The organism is Acidobacterium sp. S8 (assembly GCF_009765985.1).
GTDB lineage: Bacteria > Acidobacteriota > Terriglobia > Terriglobales > Acidobacteriaceae > Alloacidobacterium.
Genome location: NZ_LMUM01000013.1, coordinates 18,809 through 37,017, shown reverse-complemented (window position 1 = coordinate 37,017; position 18,209 = coordinate 18,809). Strand labels below are relative to the sequence as shown.

The 18,209-nt window shown below is 54.9% G+C and carries 20 protein-coding genes, 1 tRNA gene and 1 other RNA gene; 20 read left to right on the top strand and 2 right to left on the bottom strand.

Going from position 1 to position 18,209, the window contains the following annotated elements:
- Positions 1-48: 48 nt before the first annotated feature.
- From GSQ86_RS03505 to GSQ86_RS03430, 17 genes are all read left to right on the top strand, one after another.
- On the top strand, positions 49-1,146 hold the full coding sequence (locus GSQ86_RS03505; protein WP_158748581.1) for a cell envelope integrity protein TolA: 1,098 nt from the start codon (positions 49-51) through the stop codon (positions 1,144-1,146).
- A complete protein-coding gene (locus GSQ86_RS23645; RefSeq protein ID WP_256366815.1) occupies positions 1,139-1,273 on the top strand; it encodes a hypothetical protein in 135 nt (44 codons plus the stop codon). Before GSQ86_RS03505 ends, GSQ86_RS23645 begins: the two co-directional genes overlap by 8 nt.
- Positions 1,258-2,193: a tRNA (adenosine(37)-N6)-dimethylallyltransferase MiaA gene (gene miaA, locus GSQ86_RS03500; RefSeq protein ID WP_371720110.1), complete on the top strand. Its 936-nt coding sequence runs from the start codon at positions 1,258-1,260 to the stop codon at positions 2,191-2,193. The genes GSQ86_RS23645 and miaA overlap by 16 nt, the downstream gene beginning before the upstream one ends.
- Before the next feature lie 72 nt (positions 2,194-2,265).
- On the top strand, positions 2,266-3,306 hold the full coding sequence (gene tdh, locus GSQ86_RS03495; protein WP_158748579.1) for an L-threonine 3-dehydrogenase: 1,041 nt from the start codon (positions 2,266-2,268) through the stop codon (positions 3,304-3,306).
- 59 nt (positions 3,307-3,365) lie between these two features.
- Positions 3,366-4,469, top strand: coding sequence for a phenylalanine--tRNA ligase subunit alpha (gene pheS, locus GSQ86_RS03490; protein WP_158748578.1), 1,104 nt, complete (start codon positions 3,366-3,368; stop codon positions 4,467-4,469).
- Positions 4,466-6,631 carry a phenylalanine--tRNA ligase subunit beta gene (locus GSQ86_RS03485; protein ID WP_158748577.1) on the top strand — a complete coding sequence of 722 codons (2,166 nt, stop codon included), beginning with the start codon at positions 4,466-4,468 and terminating at the stop codon, positions 6,629-6,631. Before pheS ends, GSQ86_RS03485 begins: the two co-directional genes overlap by 4 nt.
- Positions 6,632-6,888: 257 nt before the next feature.
- Complete coding sequence (locus GSQ86_RS03480) at positions 6,889-7,170, top strand: hypothetical protein (RefSeq protein WP_158748576.1); 282 nt, start codon at positions 6,889-6,891, stop codon at positions 7,168-7,170.
- A 28-nt stretch (positions 7,171-7,198) separates the two neighbouring features.
- Complete coding sequence (locus tag GSQ86_RS03475; protein ID WP_158748575.1) at positions 7,199-7,537, top strand: cell division protein ZapA; 339 nt, start codon at positions 7,199-7,201, stop codon at positions 7,535-7,537.
- Between the two features lie 81 nt (positions 7,538-7,618).
- Positions 7,619-7,809, top strand: a non-coding RNA gene (gene ssrS / locus GSQ86_RS03470) — 6S RNA.
- 74 nt (positions 7,810-7,883) lie between these two features.
- Positions 7,884-8,681 (top strand): prolipoprotein diacylglyceryl transferase, encoded by a 798-nt coding sequence (locus tag GSQ86_RS03465; protein ID WP_158748574.1) that lies wholly within the window; start codon positions 7,884-7,886, stop codon positions 8,679-8,681.
- Positions 8,678-8,827 (top strand): hypothetical protein, encoded by a 150-nt coding sequence (locus GSQ86_RS03460; protein ID WP_158748573.1) that lies wholly within the window; start codon positions 8,678-8,680, stop codon positions 8,825-8,827. Before GSQ86_RS03465 ends, GSQ86_RS03460 begins: the two co-directional genes overlap by 4 nt.
- A 188-nt stretch (positions 8,828-9,015) precedes the next feature.
- Positions 9,016-9,603, top strand: a complete 588-nt coding sequence (locus tag GSQ86_RS03455) for a thioesterase family protein (protein ID WP_158748572.1) — start codon at positions 9,016-9,018, stop codon at positions 9,601-9,603.
- Positions 9,604-9,676: 73 nt separating this feature from the next.
- Positions 9,677-11,344, top strand: a complete 1,668-nt coding sequence (locus GSQ86_RS03450; protein ID WP_158748571.1) for a M28 family peptidase — start codon at positions 9,677-9,679, stop codon at positions 11,342-11,344.
- Positions 11,345-11,399: 55 nt separating this feature from the next.
- Positions 11,400-11,888, top strand: coding sequence for a hypothetical protein (locus GSQ86_RS03445; protein ID WP_158748570.1), 489 nt, complete (start codon positions 11,400-11,402; stop codon positions 11,886-11,888).
- A 341-nt stretch (positions 11,889-12,229) separates the two neighbouring features.
- Positions 12,230-12,832, top strand: a complete 603-nt coding sequence (locus GSQ86_RS03440) for a PadR family transcriptional regulator (RefSeq protein ID WP_158748569.1) — start codon at positions 12,230-12,232, stop codon at positions 12,830-12,832.
- Positions 12,801-13,025, top strand: coding sequence for a hypothetical protein (locus tag GSQ86_RS03435; RefSeq protein ID WP_158748568.1), 225 nt, complete (start codon positions 12,801-12,803; stop codon positions 13,023-13,025). The genes GSQ86_RS03440 and GSQ86_RS03435 overlap by 32 nt, the downstream gene beginning before the upstream one ends.
- 331 nt (positions 13,026-13,356) lie before the next feature.
- Positions 13,357-13,785 (top strand): OsmC family protein, encoded by a 429-nt coding sequence (locus GSQ86_RS03430; RefSeq protein ID WP_158748567.1) that lies wholly within the window; start codon positions 13,357-13,359, stop codon positions 13,783-13,785.
- Between the two features lie 30 nt (positions 13,786-13,815).
- Here GSQ86_RS03430 and GSQ86_RS03425 read toward each other — a convergent pair whose 3' ends face one another.
- Complete coding sequence (locus tag GSQ86_RS03425; RefSeq protein ID WP_158748566.1) at positions 13,816-14,064, bottom strand: hypothetical protein; 249 nt, start codon at positions 14,062-14,064, stop codon at positions 13,816-13,818.
- 144 nt (positions 14,065-14,208) lie between these two features.
- Here GSQ86_RS03425 and GSQ86_RS03420 point away from each other — a divergent pair.
- Together GSQ86_RS03420 and GSQ86_RS23790 are read left to right on the top strand one after the other, a co-directional pair.
- Positions 14,209-14,295: transfer RNA gene (locus GSQ86_RS03420), tRNA-Leu, on the top strand.
- 237 nt (positions 14,296-14,532) lie between these two features.
- Positions 14,533-15,453 (top strand): hypothetical protein, encoded by a 921-nt coding sequence (locus GSQ86_RS23790; protein ID WP_158748565.1) that lies wholly within the window; start codon positions 14,533-14,535, stop codon positions 15,451-15,453.
- A 20-nt stretch (positions 15,454-15,473) separates the two neighbouring features.
- Here the strand turns inward: GSQ86_RS23790 and GSQ86_RS03410 are convergent, their stop codons facing one another.
- Positions 15,474-17,354: a M61 family metallopeptidase gene (locus GSQ86_RS03410; protein ID WP_158748564.1), complete on the bottom strand. Its 1,881-nt coding sequence runs from the start codon at positions 17,352-17,354 to the stop codon at positions 15,474-15,476.
- Between the two features lie 58 nt (positions 17,355-17,412).
- Here GSQ86_RS03410 and trpC point away from each other — a divergent pair, with 58 nt between their 5' ends.
- Positions 17,413-18,207 carry an indole-3-glycerol phosphate synthase TrpC gene (trpC, locus tag GSQ86_RS03405; protein ID WP_174239937.1) on the top strand — a complete coding sequence of 265 codons (795 nt, stop codon included), beginning with the start codon at positions 17,413-17,415 and terminating at the stop codon, positions 18,205-18,207.
- Positions 18,208-18,209 lie beyond the last annotated feature (2 nt).

Below are 18,209 nucleotides of genomic sequence, written 5' to 3'. Positions count from 1 at the left end.
ATAAAAGCTGTCCCAGAGCCAGCGTCAGCGGTCTGAAACCGTCCTCGAATGCCCATCACTGAAGTCCCAACCAGTCCTGTTGGCGCGCCACCCGAGCCGCCGCGGAATCCGAAACGCGCAAGATACGAAACCCTTGAACGCCACGAATTGTTGCAGGTCATGGACGATCTGGAGGACGAGCGTTCGCGCGCACGGCGCCGCGAGTTTTTCTGGATTTCGATCATTGTCCACATGATCATTTTCTGGCTCCTGCTTTATGGACCGAAATATGTCTGGAACCGCCATGTCCGCGTCGTCGATCCATCTTCAATTCTGAAGCAGCGTGAAAAAGAGCTGACCTATCTCGATCTGCCGCCAGATGCATTAAAGCAGGCAAAACCGAAGCAATCGGACGTTATTTCGGACAAAAACCGCACAGCTCAGTCGAAAAATCCAACACTGGATAAGAAGACTCTGCGGGAACTTGAAGCCATGAAGCGTGCCGGACCGCCTGCTCCGGCTCCACAGCCGGCGCCGCAAATAGGACAGGCCCCGCAACCTGCGGCGCCACAACAGGCGCAGCAGACACCACCCCCACCGCAGCCCATGCCGCAGCAGCGGCCCACACAGCCGTTGCAGACGCAGCAGCAAGCGCAAATGGAAGCTCCAAAGCCCGCACCCACGCAGCCGAACTTTAATACGGGAGCAACAACAGCGGCTCAGGCAATCCAGCAGGCAGCACGAAATGCAATGCAGCCGGGCCCGATTGGCGGGGGCGGCGATATGGGACAGAACGCGCCCTCGCAGCATCCAGGTACGAGTGGCGCCGTCGATATTCTCAGCGACACGATGGGCGTCGATTTCGGCCCCTATATCCGTCGCGTGATCTACGATACAGAGCGCTCCTGGTGGCCGATTATTCCTGAGTCGGCGCGGCCTCCGCTGATGAAACAGGGCAAGGTCGGTATTCGTTTCCGCATCCTGGCCGACGGCAGCGTGAAGCAGATGATTCTTGAATTCCCTTCAGGAGATGTAGCGCTCGATCACGCCGCATGGGGCGGCATCACAGGAGCGTCGCCTTATCCTCCGCTGCCCAAGCAGTTCAAAGGTCCATATCTCGAACTGCGGTTCTATTTCCTTTACAACATCAAGCCCGGGGATGAGTAACGCGCACGCATACCGCAAGCGGCAGATCGTCGGCCTGCTTCTGATTGCCGCCGTGCTGCTGGGCATCGCACTGCTGCGCGCCCCGGCGCATACCATCTTTCCTCAGGGATGGTGGCACGTTTGGTAGAACCTCTTGTGATCGTGCTGGCCGGACCGACAGCCAGCGGCAAGACATCGCTGTCGTTGCATCTGGCAGAGCGCTTTGGCGGGGAAATCGTAAGCTGCGATTCGGTCGCTGTGTATCGCGATATGGAGATCGGCACCGCTAAGCCGGATAAGGCGGATCGTGAGCGGCTGCCCCACCACCTGATCGATGTTGTCGATCCGACGGAGAACTACACCGCAGGCGACTATAGCCGCGACGCCCGTGCTGCGCTCTCGGCGATCGTTGCGCGAGGGCACCTACCGATCATTACTGGAGGAACGGGGCTTTATCTCCGTGCTCTCGTCGATGGACTCTTCGCCGGACCGCAGAGATCCGAATCACTGCGCGAGCGGCTGAAGTTAAGCGACAAGCGGCGCGGTCCCGGTTGGCTCTACAAAGTCCTGATGCGGCTCGATCCGAAATCCGCTGAGCGTATTCATCCGAACGACAAGCCTAAGCTAATCCGCGCGCTTGAGGTTTGTATTGCTGCCAAACAGCCAATGTCGCAGGTATGGGAGCAGGGGCGCGATGCGCTCAAGGGCTTTCGCATTCTGCGCGTCGGACTTGAGCCGGACCGCGACTGTCTGTATCAGCGCATTAATAGGCGTGCTGCGGAAATGTTCCAGAATGGGCTGGTGGAGGAGACGCGCTTGCTGCTGGAAAAGTATGGCGAGGCGCGACCCTTCGACTCGTTGGGATATAAACAGGCGCGATCGTTATTAAGCGGAGATCTGCGCGAGACCGACGCGATTGCGCTCGCGCAGCAAGGGCACCGCAACTATGCCAAGCGCCAGCTGACTTGGTTTCGACGGGAGCCGGAAATGTACTGGCTGCATGGCTTTGGCGATGAGCAGCGGATCAGACAAAAGGCTATCGGGATGGTGGAAGAAGCGGTCTGTTGATTGCCAATGCAATCCAGGCTGTTTCACCAATAGCTTGGTACACTGAAATGTTTTGCGAGATGGAGTGAAAGCATGTCACAAACGATGCAGGCGATCGTAAAGCCTGAGGCGAAAGCCGGAATCGAAATGCGGGAGGTACCGGTACCCACTTTTGGACCTTCTGATGTACTGGTGAAAGTGGAAGCTGCCTCTGTGTGCGGCACCGATCTGCATATCTATAACTGGGACCAGTGGGCGCAGGGACGCATTCAGCCGCCGCTTATTCCCGGCCACGAGTTCTGCGGCGTAGTCGCCGCTGTGGGCAAGGATGTAACCACAGTGAAAGAAGGCGATTTCGTCTCCGCGGAAATGCATGTGGCCTGCGGTAAATGTCTGCAGTGCCGAACCGGGCAGGCGCATATCTGTCAGTATGTGAAGATCATCGGCGTCGATGCCGACGGCGCATTCGCTGAATTTGTAACCATCCCAGAGACGAATATCTGGAAGCTTGATCCAGCACTCCCGTGCGAGTACGCATCGATCCTTGATCCGCTGGGAAATGCGGTTCACACGGTTCTCGCAGGAGACATTGCGGCGAAGACCGTCGCCGTGATCGGCTGCGGACCTATCGGGTTATTTGCCATCGCCGTGGCGCAGGCCTGTGGTGCAGCTTCCGTCTATGCGCTCGAAGTCAATGAGCATCGTCGTGCTCTTGCGAAACAAATGGGAGCAAATGAAGCTCTGAATCCTGCAAAGGATGACGTGCTGACATTGATTCAAGAACAGACGAATGGCGTTGGTGTCGATGTGGTGCTTGAGATGTCGGGTCATCCGGATGCCATGCGCCAGGGCTTTCGCATTCTGCGCACGGGAGGTCGAGTTTCACTGCTGGGTATTCCGTCGAAGCCGGTTGAAATCGACTTTGCCAATGACATCATCTTCAAGGGCGCGATTGTTCAAGGTATTAATGGACGAAAGATGTACGAGACCTGGTATCAGATGGAAGCTCTATTGAAGACGGGCAAGCTCGATCTGTCGCCGGTGATTACACACCGCCTTCCGATGAAGGATTTTGCCAAAGGCATGGACCTGCTCAAGAGCGGCGAGGCCAGCAAGATCGTGCTGTTTCCCTAGAGCTGAATCGGAGGCGCGGACATACTCGTGCCTTCGCCTGATTTATCCTCAAAGAGATCATGTCGCAAGAAGCCATTCCATCCTTAGGCGGCTATAGCGAAGCCGCATTAGACCAGGCGTTTGCCGCATTGGCGCATGAGGTAGAGGCCTCAGCGCAATCGCTTACGTCTGCCGAAGCCGTTGAGGCATTTCGCCTGCACTGGCTGGGCCGCAAGCAGGGCCGTCTCAAGTCGATTAGCGATGCGTGGCTTAAATCCGCGCCCGTTGAGGCGAAAAAGCTTATCGGGCAGCGATTCAATCAGCTCAAGGCACAGATTGAATCGCGTCTCGAAAGCGCCACCGGCGCAAGTAGCCAGAATGCGCTCGACGCTGAAGCCATCGACATTACGCTGCCGGGCACACATCGCGCTCTTGGCGCCGAACACCCGCTGATCAAGACAATGCACGAAATGGTCGCGGTCTTCCAGCGCATGGGCTACTCGGTCGGCGTCGGACCTGAGGTTGAGACGGATTTCTACAACTTCGAATCGCTGAACTTTCCGCCGGGGCATCCAGCACGCGACACGCAAGACACGCTGGTCGTGGCTAATCAGGAGCGCAAGCCGTTGCGTGACCGCCTGTTGATGCGCACGCATACCTCGCCTGTGCAGATCCGGACGATGGAACAACAGCCGCCTCCGGTGCGCATCGTCATCCCGGGCAAGGTGCATCGCAACGATGCAGCCGATGCCACGCACTCGCCGATCTTTCATCAGATTGAAGGTCTCTGCGTCGATATCGATGTCACATTCTCTGACCTGAAGGGCACGCTCGATCATGCCATGAAGGAGTTTTTCGGCTCCAGCGTGAAGACGCGTTTCTTTCCGTCGTTTTTCCCTTTCACCGAGCCGAGCGCCGACGTGCAGATCAGCTGTCCTTTCTGCGGCGGCAAGGGCTGTCGCAAGTGTAAGCACTCGGGCTGGATTGAGCTGCTGGGCTGTGGCATGGTCGACCCTGCGGTCTTTGGATTTGTGCAGCAGAAACAGCCTGCCTACGATCCGAAGAAGATTAGTGGCTTCGCCTTCGGCATGGGTGTCGATCGCATTGCCATGATGAAGTATGGCATCAGTGACATCAGCTTGTTGTATTCCGGTGATGCGCGCTTTCTGGAGCAGTTCGCATGAAGATTCTTTCCAAATGGCTCCGCTCGTATCTGCCGCAATTTAATGTCACCGATCGCCAGCTCGCTGATGATTTGACCCTGCGCGGCATTGCTGTTGAAGGTGTGTTTGATCTTGGAGCGGATGGCTCGCTCTTTGAGATGGACATCACGACGAATCGCGTAGATGCGATGAATCATTACGGCATTGCGCGTGAAGCGGCGACGATCTATGGCCTGAAGTTGAACCCGCTTCATCCGACACTCCCGCAAGCGACGCCAGCACTAAAGCCGTATCCGATCAAGATTGAAGCTCCTGAGCTTTGCGGGCGCTTCACCGCCCGCGTGCTGCGCAACGTGAAGATCACGCAATCGACCGGCATTGTGGCGGAGCGCTTCCACCTGCTCGAACAGAAGCTCATTTCTAACGCTGTGGACGCTACAAACTTCGTCACCATGGCAATGGGCCATCCGACGCATGCGTTTGATCTGGATAAGGTAGAAGGCGGCATCCTGCTGCGCCGCGCGCGCAAGGGTGAAAAGCTCAAGACTCTCGACGGAATAGACCGCACGCTTGATCCCGACGATCTCGTTGTAGCTGACGAAAAGAAGGCGCTCGCCATCGCCGGTGTGATGGGCGGCTGGGACACGATGATTACGCCCGAGACGACGAACATTCTCGTTGAAGCGGCATGGTTCGATCCTGGCACCGTGCGTCGCAGCTCGAAGCGCCATCTGCTGCATACTGATGCCTCGCACCGCTTTGAACGAGGAGCGGATTTCAATGCGCCACCAGTAGCATCGGCGTTGGTCAGCAGTATCATTCTCGAAGCTGGCGGCGAAATCGGAGGCGACTTTGTGGATATCGTCATTCCAGAGGCGGAACGTCGAACGGCGAAGCGTCCGGCAATCGCCTTTGCGGTAAGTGAAGCGCAGCGCATTCTGGGTGCGACCGAAGATAGGAAAGGGATCACCGCTTCGGCCGCCAAAGCCATTCTCACTGGGCTTGGCTGCGAGGTGAGCGCAGACGCAACGGTGGTTACTTCATCCGTGGAAAAGAATCTCGATCCATCGCGCGCGGTTTCTTCGCCCATTGCGAACGTTGTGGAATACCCGGTCAAACTGCCCAGCTGGCGTCTTGACCTGGAACGCGAGATCGATCTGATTGAAGAGATCGCGCGCGTCTACGGCTATAACCGTTTTCAGAACACGCTGCCGTCATTTGAAGGCGCAGTTGTCGAGCTGCCGTGGGCAGAAAAAGAATCGACCATCCGCACCACGTTGCGCGGTCTTGGCTGGACAGAGGCTGTTTCCAGCACGTTCTGCTCCGCAGCAGACGCAGCCGCATTTGCACCTCAGCCGAACTCTGCAGTCCCGCTTGGCAATCCGCTGAGCGAAGAGGCTGGCATGCTGCGGCCTTCCCTGGCCTCGGGAATGCTCGGGATGCTTGCGCTCAACCTGAACCGTGACATGGAAGACGTGATGCTCTTCGAATTGGGTACGGTATTCCACGGTTCCACAGACAGAGTTGAGGAAAAGCCGTCACTCTCGATTGGCGCCACTGGCAAGCTGCCACTTGAAGGGCCGCACCAGCCATCGCGTGAGCTCGACTTCTACGACATGAAGGGCAGCATCGAAGCACTACTAGGCAAATTCTCTTCGAAGTCGATCTATTTCGACCGCTTTCCGTCGGACTCGGGACTGATGCCGGCATGGCTGCATCCTGGCCGCTCGGCCCGCGCAGTGATCGATGGTGCCACTGTTGGATACTTTGGCCAGCTTCATCCGGCGGAGGCTCAACGGCGCAAGCTGAAGCAGTTAGTTTTTGTTGGTGAAATTTACGTTGATCGTCTATACCGGCAGAATCTGCGGCAGCCTGTCGTACGCGAGTTGTCGCGCTTCCAGGCTGTGCGGCGTGATTTCTCCTTCATCCTCAGCGAGACCACACCATGGGCGCGGGTAGCCGAAGCGCTTAGCGCGCTGGGAATTCCTGAGCTACAGAACTTTGAAGTCGGGGAAATTCTCAGCGACAAGGACTCGAAGCTCGTTCCTGCCGGTCATATTTCTCTTTTGCTGCGAACGGTCTTTCAGGCTACGGATCGCACGCTGCAGGAAGAAGAATTGCAAAATTATGCGCAGCGGGTGGTGACGGCCGTGGAAAAGCTGGGTGGAAAATTGCGCGGCTGATCGCTCTCTTACTTTTTCTTGTTATGAGTCGCCGTTATTCTGAAATGGCGGCTCACTCTTTTCGTGGTCATCTTTCTTGTGAGACCGGCAAAGCAACTTACACATTTCAAAGCTATCCACTCAAGACAAACGCGCTCTGTGTAACAAACTGGTTGCGCTTTCTTGTATTCTCGGGTTTTCTGGCATTTTCCTCTATGCGAAACCAGCTATACTGCGCGAAGAACGCTTGAATTTTCTCCGGTAAATGAGGTATTTCGATGTCCACCCTAGCACTCCATGATGCTGAACTGAATCTTGCTGCCGATGATCTCAGCGCACTCGAACAACGGGTATTGCGCACGGTCGAGCTGCTCAAAAAAGAGCGCGAAGCGCGCGCCACCGCCGAGCAGAATTCTGCAACCTTGCAGCAACTTCTTGACGAGCAATCCGCACAACTGACGGCAGTGCAGGAGCAGGTCAAGACCTTTGAGCAGGAGCGCGAAGCCGTACGTCAGCGCGTAGAGCGCCTGTTGAACCAGCTGGACGAAATTTCTGCCTGAGATTTATCGAACAGGAGAAGCAGTACCTATGGCCGATTCTCAGAATGAAAACATCGACGCCACGCAGTTTGTCACGGTAGACATCTACGACCAGACCTATCGGCTGCGTGGACAGGACCCGGAGTATATCCACCAGCTCGCCGATGTTGTCGATACGAAGATGCGCGCGGTGGCGGTGCAGGGCAAGTCCGTGGATTCGCTGCGTGTTGCCGTGCTGGCCGCGCTGAATATCGCCGACGAGCTGGCCTCGCTCGAACAGCGCTATAACTCGCTGATGGGGGCGCAGAAGGAAAACGTGCGTGACCGTGCCAGCCGTCTCAACGGCCTGCTGGATGCTGTGCTGAGCGAAGAACGGAAGATCAGTTAAGCGACTTAAGTCTTCTGGTTACAATGTGCTTCCGGACGCGACTTGCAATCCTCGCCATCTGCCGCTAGCATCCAAAATAGAACCGGCCTGCAAAGCAGGTGGATGCGATAATCGTCGGTTGAACCTACATTCATTGAACAGGGAGCTCGACTCGACAAATCGGCTCGGTGTGCAGTGTCCGCCAGTTCGGAATGCCTAAAGAGCCGCGGAGAGTTCCCACCGTCTTAGGACGGGTTCACCGACGCATCGTTCCACGGCCCCGCGGGTCGGTTTTGCTTTGCAAACGAATCGTTACTCTGGCTGAGGGCTGAATCGTGAGCCAGCACGCAATAAAGCAAGAATCCGCTTGTATCCACGCCTTTTCCAGTTCGGCCATGTTGCCATTCCTACTTACGGAGTTTTCGCGGCCATTGCATTGGTCGCAGCTCTTGTGCTGGCCTCGGACACGGCGCGGCGCCTGAATCTTGATCCAAATAAAATCTGGAATCTGAGCCTGCTGGGAATTTTCACCGCACTGCTTGGCTCACGACTGTTGCTGGCACTCTTTCACCTGCAAGATTTTCTGGCTCATCCGTTCTGGATATTGGGTCTGGTGACGATCCGAAGCCACGGGGTCTTTTATGGCGGTGTGCTGATGGCGGCCTTGGTGTGTCTCGTATACATGCTTTCCGCTGGATTGCCGATTCTTCGCACGCTCGATTGCGTGGTCCCTGCGGCCGCGCTTTTTCTCGCAATCCACAGTCTTGGAGCTTTCCTGGCCGGGTCGGACTATGGCGTTTCCACTATAAAGCCCTGGGGCGTGATTTACAGGCACCGGCTTGCGACACTTTGGTCCGGCACCCCGATTGGAGTGCGCCTACACCCGGTGCAGATTTATGAAGCGCTTTTTCTCAGTCTGCTCTTTGTTTTCTTGCTCGTGTGGCTTCCTCGCAGGCGTCAGGACGGCGATCTAGCAGGCGGGTTTTTCTTCGTCTACGGGGTCATGCTGTTTTTTCTGGATTTTTATCGCGGAGATCGCACGTTTTTGTTCGGAGGAGCCATCTCCAGCGCACAGCTGCTGGCAACCGGCCTGATTCTTGTCGGGGGAGCACTCTGGTTAGGGCGAAAACCCACATTGGCCTCACCGGCATCCATGCAGATATGATTCGCAAACTCAAATCCGGTGAATACAGGCTCTATTCCCGCAAAAAGGATGCGTCCACTGGCAAGCGGCGCAATCTGGGCACCTTTGCTTCGTTGGAAAAGGCAAAGCAGCACGAGCGGGAAGTGCAGTATTTCAAGAAGCACTAAAAATAGAGCGCAAAATGTAAAACGCCCGTGGACCGTTATGTCCACGGGCGTTACAACTGTGTAGCCCTCCCCCAAGTGCTACTCAATGTTTAGACTCTAACCTCATCCCTTAGGGCCGCCAATCCCCGATTCGTTTCTAAAGAGGTACAAACTGGTAATCGTTTTCAGTTACCGGAGGTCGATTCGGTGTGCCAACCTTGGACACGATAGACTCTCCCAAGACACTGATGGCGCACATCAATAGCTTCGTCCGCATTCCGCTGTTGACCGTGCGTCAGCGCATTCGTCCGCTTCCGCGTATTGGCCTTCTCGACGAGGATTGCGTCCGTATGCGCGTTTGGCCGAACGACATCGACTTCAATTTTCATCTCAACAATTCGAGATATCTCAGCTGTATGGATTACGGCCGTATCCATATGCTGGCGGTCAACGGACTTCTCACCCATGCGTTGAAAGCCCGCTGGATACCGCTCGTCGGGTCTGTGGATATCACCTATCGCCGATCCCTGGATCTTTTTGCAGTCTTCGAGCTGAGAACCCGCACCCTTTGCTGGGACGAGAAGTGGTTCTACATGGAGCAGAGATTTCACTCGAAGCACGGTCTTGCCGCTTTGGCGTGGGTAAAGGGGCTCTTTCGCAGCAGAAATGGGAATATTCCGCCGCAGTCGATCGTCGATCTGGTTTCGCCGGGATTCGCTTCGCCACCCATCTCTGAGGCGGTAGCGCGGTGGAATGAAACCACAAAATTCAGGCTGGATGATGCTGAGAGCTTGTGAAGCAAGTTTTTACTGACGAACTTCGACAGCCTCTGTAGCAAAATAGGAAACTACATCGATTTCAGGAGCAGGAATGTTTCGACCGTTTCGCCTCGCCGGGGTTTCTCTCATTGTCCTCTGTTCTGCCACTGCCATTTTCAGCCAGACGCAGGTTCCCGCCATCGCCGGCGTGCCGCAGGACGCCCAGCGGGCGGCGTCGAGCATTGATGCGGAGAGGATACGAGCCCATGTGCGCTTTCTATCGAGCGACCTGCTGGAAGGGCGCGGTCCTGGACAACGCGGAGCTGAAATTGCTGCGGATTACATTGCGACGCAATTTGCGCTTGAGGGTTTGAAGCCCGCAGGTGACAACGGCAGCTATTTCCAAAAGGTTCCGCTCTATGCTGTGCATACTGTGGAAGACCAGACCACAGCCGCATTCGTTCCGAAAAGCGGCCAGCCCATTTCAATTGCTTATGGAGAAGACTTTGTCGCCAAGGATCAGACTGGACTGGAATCGGCAGAGATAGACGCTCCCATCGTTTTTGTCGGGTATGGCATTAATGCTCCGGAATACCACTGGAATGACTACGCCGGTGTCGATGTAAAGGGGAAGATACTGCTGGTCATTGTGAATGAGCCGCCTTCGACCGACGAGAGCTTCTTCAAAGGCAAGACAATGACGTATTACGGCCGCTGGACCTACAAATACGAGGAAGCATCGCGACAGGGTGCTTTAGGTGTGCTCATTATCCATCGGACCGATCTCGCCAGTTATCCGTGGCACGTTGTGCGCGATTCTCAGGCGATCGAGAAGTCGTACCTGCAGGGTGATCCCACGGCAACATTGAAGGCCGCGAGCTGGATCCAGCACGATGTAGCGCAGAAGCTGCTCACCGCCGCCGGACAGGGCAATGTGGATGCCATGATTGAAGCCGCCGGCAAACCCGGCTTCCATGCCGTAGAGCTGCCAGTACGTTTCAAGGCGCACATTGTCAGCAAAGTTCGCCGCTACCAGTCAGACAACGTGATCGCGGAAGTGCCGGGAGCGCAGCCGGGGCAGGCGGTGCTTTATTCCGCGCATTACGATCATCTCGGCATCGATCATGACGCGAAGGGCGATCAGATTTATAACGGAGCCGCCGACAATGGCACCGGTTGCGGCATATTGCTTGAGATGGCGCGAGCATGGTCGCAAGTGCATCCTCCCCATAGCGTCTATTTTTCTGCGGTCACGGCAGAGGAGCAGGGACTATTGGGATCGCAATGGCTCGGCATGCATCCACCGGTAGCGGCTTCGCAGATCGCTCTCGATTTGAACTATGACATGTTGAATCCCATCGGTATTCCCACTGCGACCGATGTAAATGGAGCCGAGCGTACGACGTTTTATCCCGAAGTGGAGAAGATGGCCCAGGCGTTCCAGCTGACGATTGAGACGGATCAATTTCCCGGAGCAGGGCACTACTATCGTTCCGATCACTTCAGTTTCGCGCGCGTCGGCGTTCCAGCCTTCTCCATTGGCCAAGGCACCACTTTCGAAGGGCATACGCCGGAGTGGGGAAAGCAGCAGATGGAAGATTTCGTCGCTCACCGATACCACCAGCCTTCGGATGAATATAACGCCGGAATGGATTTTCGAGGCAATGCCAGAATGGCGCAGTTCGGGTTCATACTTGGGTGGGAAGCGTCGTCGTCGCCGAAGAGCGTCGGCTGGCAGCCTGGCGATGAATTTGAGGCCGCTCGAAAAAAGAGCCAGTGAAAATTCAGGAGATGAGATGAGGCAGCGGACGTTATGGGAAGGAGTGGCTCTCCTAATGCTCCTTTCCTGGCCGCCCCTGATAGGCCAGAGTAGTACCGAGCCGGCACTGCACCACAGAGGCGATCCGGATACTTCGGATCGTCCCATTGTGGTGAAAAAGGCCAGAACGAATTCGCTCATCCCCGAGGACGCGTCCGGCGAATATATGCTTGGCCATCCGGGCGAAGCGGTCGAGATTACGATGCAGTTTGGCGACTTGAGCGGTTATATCTCACGTCAGGGAGACGGCGAAAGCGACAGCGGAACTCCCCTGACCTTCTTCTTCGACCAGACATCCATGCATGGCCAGGAACTTCGTTTTGCAACCCGCCAGATACATGGAATCTGGTATTCGTTTCAAGGGACCATTGTGCGTGGTCCCGGAAAAACGAAAGAGGATGAAGGCTATTATCTGCTGGAGGGCGAATTAGTGCAGCATAATGCCGTAGAAAAGACGGAAATACGCCGCTCCGTGAGCCTAAAATCGGGTCGCCAATTCAGCTAAAACTAAGCGCGTTTGCGGAGGGGAAGCTGAAATTCCTCAACTTCTGCCGGAACGCCGCTTGGTCCAGCCGACTCTGCCGCGAAAAAATCGGCATCTTCCTCTGTGATTTTGCTCGTCAGGTCTTGAGATAAATAGATCAGTGTCCCGATCGCTACTCCGGCCAGGAACCCGCCAGTGAATCCTCTCCAATAATCGATACGTTGAATCATTTCATGTAAGACGGGTTAGTGGAATAAGCGGTTGCCTTTAATTTACTAAGATATATCTAAAATAGTTTGACCCCTTTAGATATTAGATATATTTTTAGATATATCTAAATAAGTCCATGAAAGGAATTAAATATGTTCGGACACAGAAACAATGATGAGGGGTGCGGGGGTAGATCGCACTATGGAAAGCACTTCCGCGGCGGCCGGCATGGTTTTTTTGCGGAAATGGGCGACCTCTGGGGCCGACAGGGACATCGCTTTGGCGGAGAGATGAGTGGACGCCTTTTTGATAATGGTGAGCTGCGCTTTGTGATTCTGCAACTGATTACAGAGAAGCCGAGTTATGGCTACGAGATCATCAAGGCTATCGGAGAAAAGCTATCCGGCGTTTATGCCCCCAGCCCCGGCGTAGTTTATCCGACGCTGACGATGCTGGAAGAGGAAGGCTTTGCCACTGTCAGCACAACGGATGGCGCCAAGAAGCTGTATGCCATTACCGAAGCTGGGATGGAGGAGCTGAAGGCACATAAGGCGCAGGTCGAAGCGATTTTTTCGCGGATTGAGCAGATCGGATCAGCGTTTGGCCGTGGCCGCTCGCCTCAGATCATGCGCGCAATGCACAATTTCAAACTTGCCCTGAAGCTGCGGTTTGCCCAGGGGGACCTTACGAAAGAACAGGTGAGCAAAATTGCGGAGATTATCGATGCTGCCGCCAAGGGAATTGAATCCATTTGAGCCGACGTCCGCGGAAAATTCTGACTACCGGAGGCTTGCGGCGAAGGGAGAGAATGCTGTGGACATGCAGGAACGAGTCAACGAGCTTGAGGCCAGTAATTTGTACCTTCAATCGCTGGTAGTAGAGCTTCTGGATAAAAACGAACAACTACGACGTAAAGTTGCGGCGGAGAAGCAGACCTTGGATCAGTAATAGTCTGCGCAACTGAGGTAATAACCGCAATGATTGCATACCAGCTTACAGCGGTGGCTGCTCAACTGCGTCGAGCAGTTAGGGCAGTATACGGAATGATGCTTCGGTTCACTGTCGCCCTGCAGCCCGGCAGGAGTTTCATCCGCGTTTGGCGCTTGCATGTACACCAGAACATTAAATCAAATTTTCAAGAACTAAGGCACTCCCTTTCACGGCATTGTGCTCCCGGGATACTCATTCGACTCGGCTGAGTTGGATTGATATGCTCGAAGCTGCACTGAAGAAAAGGCGCACGTAGCAACGCGGAGACTTTTCCCCGAAAGGAGCAATTATGGAGCGTACGGCAAGCGCCGTCTGGAAGGGCGGCTTGAAGGAAGGCAAAGGCACCATTTCCTCGCAGAGCGGAGTTTTGAAGGAGACACAATACTCTTTCAGCACACGATTCGAAGATGGAATCGGAACGAATCCGGAAGAACTGATTGCCGCTGCACATGCTGGATGTTTCACCATGGCATTAAGCGCACAGCTGGGAAATGCGAATCTGACGCCCGAATCGCTGGAAACAACAGCGTCGGTCAAATTCGAAAAGACGGATGCCGGGTTTACGATTACGGCCATCCACCTGACAACGCGGGCGAAGGTTCCGGGCGCAACTGAATCTGCTTTTGAGACGGCAGCGCAGAATGCCAAGAACGGCTGCCCGATTTCGCGGCTCTTCAAAGGAAATACCGAGGTCACTCTGGACGCAAAGCTGGCCTAATATTTTCTTCTATACAACGCCGTCGGGATCTTACCCGGCGGCGTTTTCACTGTGAGCGCGAAGAAATTCGCGAAGGTCGCGATTGATGCTCGTCGCCTGCTGCACTCCCTGATCGAGCATCTGGTGCCACTGCCGCCCGTTGTCATCCAGATTTACTGTGCCAAGCAGGTAGCTGGTCTGCAGAATGACCTCGAGTGCGTTGCTCAGGTCGTGTGAAAGACGGCGAAGTTGAGTTGCAGTATCGGCGGGAATGAGCGTTGCATTATTTTGTTGAGTCATGAATGCATTTGTCCTGAGGGGATGTCCTGTGCAGGCTCAATTCTATCGGGTGCGAAGTTGAGTCGCTGCGTTGACACAATTTTAACGACAAAGTACCCTAGGAATTACTGCTCGTCCAGCCGTTCGCGCTGGACTTCTTCCCGTGCCGAAGTGGCGGAATTGGCAGACGCGCATGGTTCAGGTCCATGTACTCGCAAGGGTGTGGGGGTTCGAGTCCCTTCTTCGGCACCAAATCAGAAACAAATCCAAGATTTTCATCTGAAGCTGACCACGTAGCGTTTATCTGCAACGCCAGGATAGCGGGCTTAGCGGGATTGTGGTGGGACTACCTCCAAGAGTACGGATTTTTAGAGCGCTCAGGGTGGGCATTGACGCGAGGGAATGACGCGTGTAATTTTATAGCGAACATAAGGCGAAGATGCCTCGCTCAAGCCCACAGCCAGCTTGAAGTTCAGTCGCATAAGTCCCATGAGACGAGTAGTCAGAGGTTTTTCTCAGGAAATCGAATCGGATGACGCAGACAGCGTCAGCGATCCAGTCAACAGCGTTACTCACATGCGTTGCTATGCTGCAGCTCTTCGTCGGGAACTCAATGAGAGCAATCGGAGATATGCGACGGAAAACCGGCTGTCGCATGAACTCTCGTACGGCCAGATGCCATCGATTGTGTATCCGCCCGACGAAGATAATCGTCACGGAAATTTTATTTCAGAGTCCTATAACGCAATTTGTGCGGATCCAAGCTGGAGCCGGAGGCTGAATAAGGTCCATACGACTGCGCGAACTTCGTTACCGAAGATGGATCGACGCTGGCGGGAGCTCGATTGCGCCACCAGTTCGGATGCACTCCTGATGAATATTTTTTGTTATCCCGAATTGGCAGCAAATCGAGGAGTCCTGGCGCTGCTCGGGGTGGACGACGGCGTAAGGGCAATATTTGGCTATAAGCCTCGCATTCCTCTCAAAACGGGTAAATTCGACCGAACGGAGGTCGATATGAAACTTGGAGACCTCCTGGTCGAAGCGAAGCTCACCGAAGCAGATTTCCAGAAATGCGCTTTCTCTTGCATGGAGCGTTATCGCGATTTCAGAGAAGTATTCGATGAAGATCTATTACCTTCGTCGAGCGGCTTGCTCCTGTCCTGTCAATTATTACGAAATGTTCTCGCTGCCTATGGAGAAGGGCGTTCATTCTGTGTTTTTTGTGATCATCGCCGGCCTGATTTAATAGAAGCCTGGTATGACATCATTCGGGCTGTGAGGCCGATGGAACTGAGGTGCAGATTGAACCTCCTGACGTGGCAGGAGCTAGCTGCGGTTCTTCCTATCGCTTTGCGAAGGTTCTTGGCCGACAAGTACGGAATCGGCCAATGCCTTGAGCCGCATTGATCGCGTGCAACAACTCCTCTTTAAGGCTTTCTGCCGGCTGGAGCTGTCTTATTCGAAATCATGGATTGAATAATCTCATCCAGGACTGCTGGTGTTCCCTCAACCCGTTGGAACGCCGGATACTTGTCGCCTTCATGGTAATTCAGGCTGATTTGATAGATATATGTATCCGACTGAACGATCAGGTGAATCGGTTCGGTGCTTCCTTTTGCGCTTTTGATGGCATCGTGGAGTATTTCCGGAGAGAAGGCTCGTCCGTTTACTGCAATGATCTTTTCGCCGGGAGCGAGCTTCGCTTCATCCGCTGCGGAGTAGATGCGTACGTCAGCGATTGTTCCGTCGTGACGCAGGCGCAGGCCGGCTGAGAACCAGGCATCAATGTTGCCGCTGATTGAGAGCATCGCTTGTTCGTAGCTGGTGGGTTTGTCTGTGTAGATCAGCTTATAGCCGCCACGTTCAATGCCGGCGAGATTGGCGTGAGGGTTGAGGGTCGTAATGCGCTCGTGAAGAAAAGCAGCCCAGTCATTTGGGACGACTTTGTTGAGCGTTTTCGCCACATCATCAAAGGTATATGGGACAACTATCGGCCCTGTGTCGAGGCCATTGCCCACGAACAATACGAGGAAGTCGTGCAATGATTTCTGATCGTGTGTAAGCTGGCGGATTGTAGTATCAACATCCAGCCAGAGAAGCTCGCCTTCGTCGTAATAATCCTGACCGCGACGCCAGTTTGACCATGCCGGGTTTCCACCGCGAAGAATAGAAGCGGCGACGGCTGTATCTTCAGTGTTACGCCAGGTCCGACCAGGTTTGTTATCCAGGTTTGCCGCAGAATATGCGAGCGCCTCGCGGTACTGCGCGGGAGTAAGCAAGCCGGAACGAGCAGCGAGAACGTTGCCAAGATACTGCGTCATGCCTTCATACACCCACAGCAACTGGCCCTGCATTGGCGTGGCGTAATCAGGCGTTGCTAATCCTGCCGGACGGCGATATTTGCCGTTCCAGGAGTGCGTGAACTCATGTGCCAGCAGGTCTCCATCCAACATGGCGTGCTGATCGTTAGCAAAGCCTTTTTCGCCGACGCCATTGTCGGATGACTGGTGATGTTCCAGTCCCTCGCCGCCCGCATAATCCGATAGCGTCAGCAGGAAATGGTAACTGTTGTAATGATGCGAACTGTACATCGCTCCTGCTTCGTGAACGAGATTGTTGAGCGAAGCGAGGAATTGCGGGCGCAGTTCAACATCTTCCGGCGCATCGCCGGCCACGTCTAGAAAGTGCTTTGGCGTGACATCTGCAGCCAGAGGAATTTCTTTGAAGTATTGTCCTGTAAGGACAGGTGAATCTTCGAGCATTTCCACGGTGACAGGAGCGAAATGCGTAGTGCTTCCCTCCGTTCCGGTAGGCGTAAGCGCCGTACCCACACCCCAGCCGGAGGGAACTTTGACGGAAGGCTGAATCTGAATCTCACGCACCGGAACGCCGGTGGGATAGAGCAGAAACTTTTCCCACTCCAGCATGGCGAGCTTGTCGGAGACCCGGGCCGTTACGATCGCATCGACATGCACCTGCAATGTCGAAACTCCCTGGGGCACGGTGAGATGGAAGGCATAGAGATCAACATCATCCCGCCGCCAGGTGAGTACTTGCCCGTTCGCGCGGAAGACGATCCCGGTTAGATCGGAAATCGGTCCCGTGGGACGATGGTTGCCGGGTACCCACTTGACCGCTGTCAGCGTGAGGGGGCCTGGCTGCACTGGAATTGTGATGTCCGCATGCCATAGTTTTCTCGGTGCCTCAGACAGATCGGCTGTAATCGTGATTGGCGTTGCAGCAAAAGCAGAGATCGATGTGGCAAGGAGGAATAGAGGCAACGAAGCCTTGCAGGAGAACCAGGGCATAGCGGTGAGTCCTTTTCTGAAAGCTATACTATATGTAGCTATTTTGACTGGAATTTTCGTGCATCTAGAACGCATTCTTGCCAAAACTCGAGAGACAGTCGTTGAACGAAAGCGGCGTGTGCCTCTCCGCGAACTGGAGCAGCGTGCCGCGCAGCATAAACCGCGCGGGTTTGCTCGCGCATTGCATGCGAGGGCTCAGGAGGCGCCTGCCATCATTGCTGAACTCAAGAAGGCTTCGCCTTCGAAAGGGCTCATTCGGCCTGAATTTCATGTGCGGAGCCTCGCCTCGGAGCTGGCTGGCGCGGGTGCAACCGCTTTGTCTGTGCTGACAGACGAGCCGTTCTTCCAGGGTAGCCTCGAGAATCTGGAAATTGCTTCAGCCTCGGTTACGATTCCCTGCTTGCGCAAAGATTTTATGGTGGACGAGTACCAGATCGCCGAGGCGCGAGCACATTGTGCAGATGCAATTTTGTTGATTGTTGCGGCGCTGACTGATGCCGAACTGAAAAGTCTGAATGACGCTGCCCATCGTTATGAACTCAATGTACTGTGCGAGGTGCATTCGGCAGAAGAACTGGAGCGCGTGCTTGATCTGGGCTGCGATGCCTATGGTGTGAACAACCGCAACCTTAAGACATTTGAAGTCAGACTGGAAAATTCCGTCGATCTTGCTGCGAGCCTGCCTCGCGATGCGGTCCGTGTGGCGGAGAGCGGAATCCATACAGCCGAGGACATTCAACGGCTGCGGTCCGCTGGATTTCACGCATTTCTAGTCGGTGAATCGTTGATGCGCCAACCCTCACCGGGCGAGGCCCTGGCCAATCTACTGCAACCATTTGCGACTCGGGTATAAGA

Coding starts and splice junctions, on each gene's coding strand:
- GSQ86_RS03505 (WP_158748581.1), top strand. CDS start 49: ATGCCCATCACTGAAGTCCCAACCAGTCCTGTTGGCGCGCCACCCGAG.
- GSQ86_RS23645 (WP_256366815.1), top strand. CDS start 1,139: ATGAGTAACGCGCACGCATACCGCAAGCGGCAGATCGTCGGCCTGCTT.
- GSQ86_RS03460 (WP_158748573.1), top strand. CDS start 8,678: ATGATTCGCAAACTCAAATCCGGTGAATACAGGCTCTATTCCCGCAAA.
- GSQ86_RS03480 (WP_158748576.1), top strand. CDS start 6,889: ATGTCCACCCTAGCACTCCATGATGCTGAACTGAATCTTGCTGCCGAT.
- GSQ86_RS03425 (WP_158748566.1), bottom strand. CDS start 14,064: ATGACTCAACAAAATAATGCAACGCTCATTCCCGCCGATACTGCAACT.
- GSQ86_RS23790 (WP_158748565.1), top strand. CDS start 14,533: ATGAGACGAGTAGTCAGAGGTTTTTCTCAGGAAATCGAATCGGATGAC.
- GSQ86_RS03445 (WP_158748570.1), top strand. CDS start 11,400: ATGCTCCTTTCCTGGCCGCCCCTGATAGGCCAGAGTAGTACCGAGCCG.
- GSQ86_RS03450 (WP_158748571.1), top strand. CDS start 9,677: ATGTTTCGACCGTTTCGCCTCGCCGGGGTTTCTCTCATTGTCCTCTGT.
- GSQ86_RS03485 (WP_158748577.1), top strand. CDS start 4,466: ATGAAGATTCTTTCCAAATGGCTCCGCTCGTATCTGCCGCAATTTAAT.
- GSQ86_RS03430 (WP_158748567.1), top strand. CDS start 13,357: ATGGAGCGTACGGCAAGCGCCGTCTGGAAGGGCGGCTTGAAGGAAGGC.
- GSQ86_RS03435 (WP_158748568.1), top strand. CDS start 12,801: ATGCTGCCGCCAAGGGAATTGAATCCATTTGAGCCGACGTCCGCGGAA.
- pheS (WP_158748578.1), top strand. CDS start 3,366: ATGTCGCAAGAAGCCATTCCATCCTTAGGCGGCTATAGCGAAGCCGCA.
- GSQ86_RS03440 (WP_158748569.1), top strand. CDS start 12,230: ATGTTCGGACACAGAAACAATGATGAGGGGTGCGGGGGTAGATCGCAC.
- tdh (WP_158748579.1), top strand. CDS start 2,266: ATGTCACAAACGATGCAGGCGATCGTAAAGCCTGAGGCGAAAGCCGGA.
- GSQ86_RS03410 (WP_158748564.1), bottom strand. CDS start 17,354: ATGCCCTGGTTCTCCTGCAAGGCTTCGTTGCCTCTATTCCTCCTTGCC.
- GSQ86_RS03475 (WP_158748575.1), top strand. CDS start 7,199: ATGGCCGATTCTCAGAATGAAAACATCGACGCCACGCAGTTTGTCACG.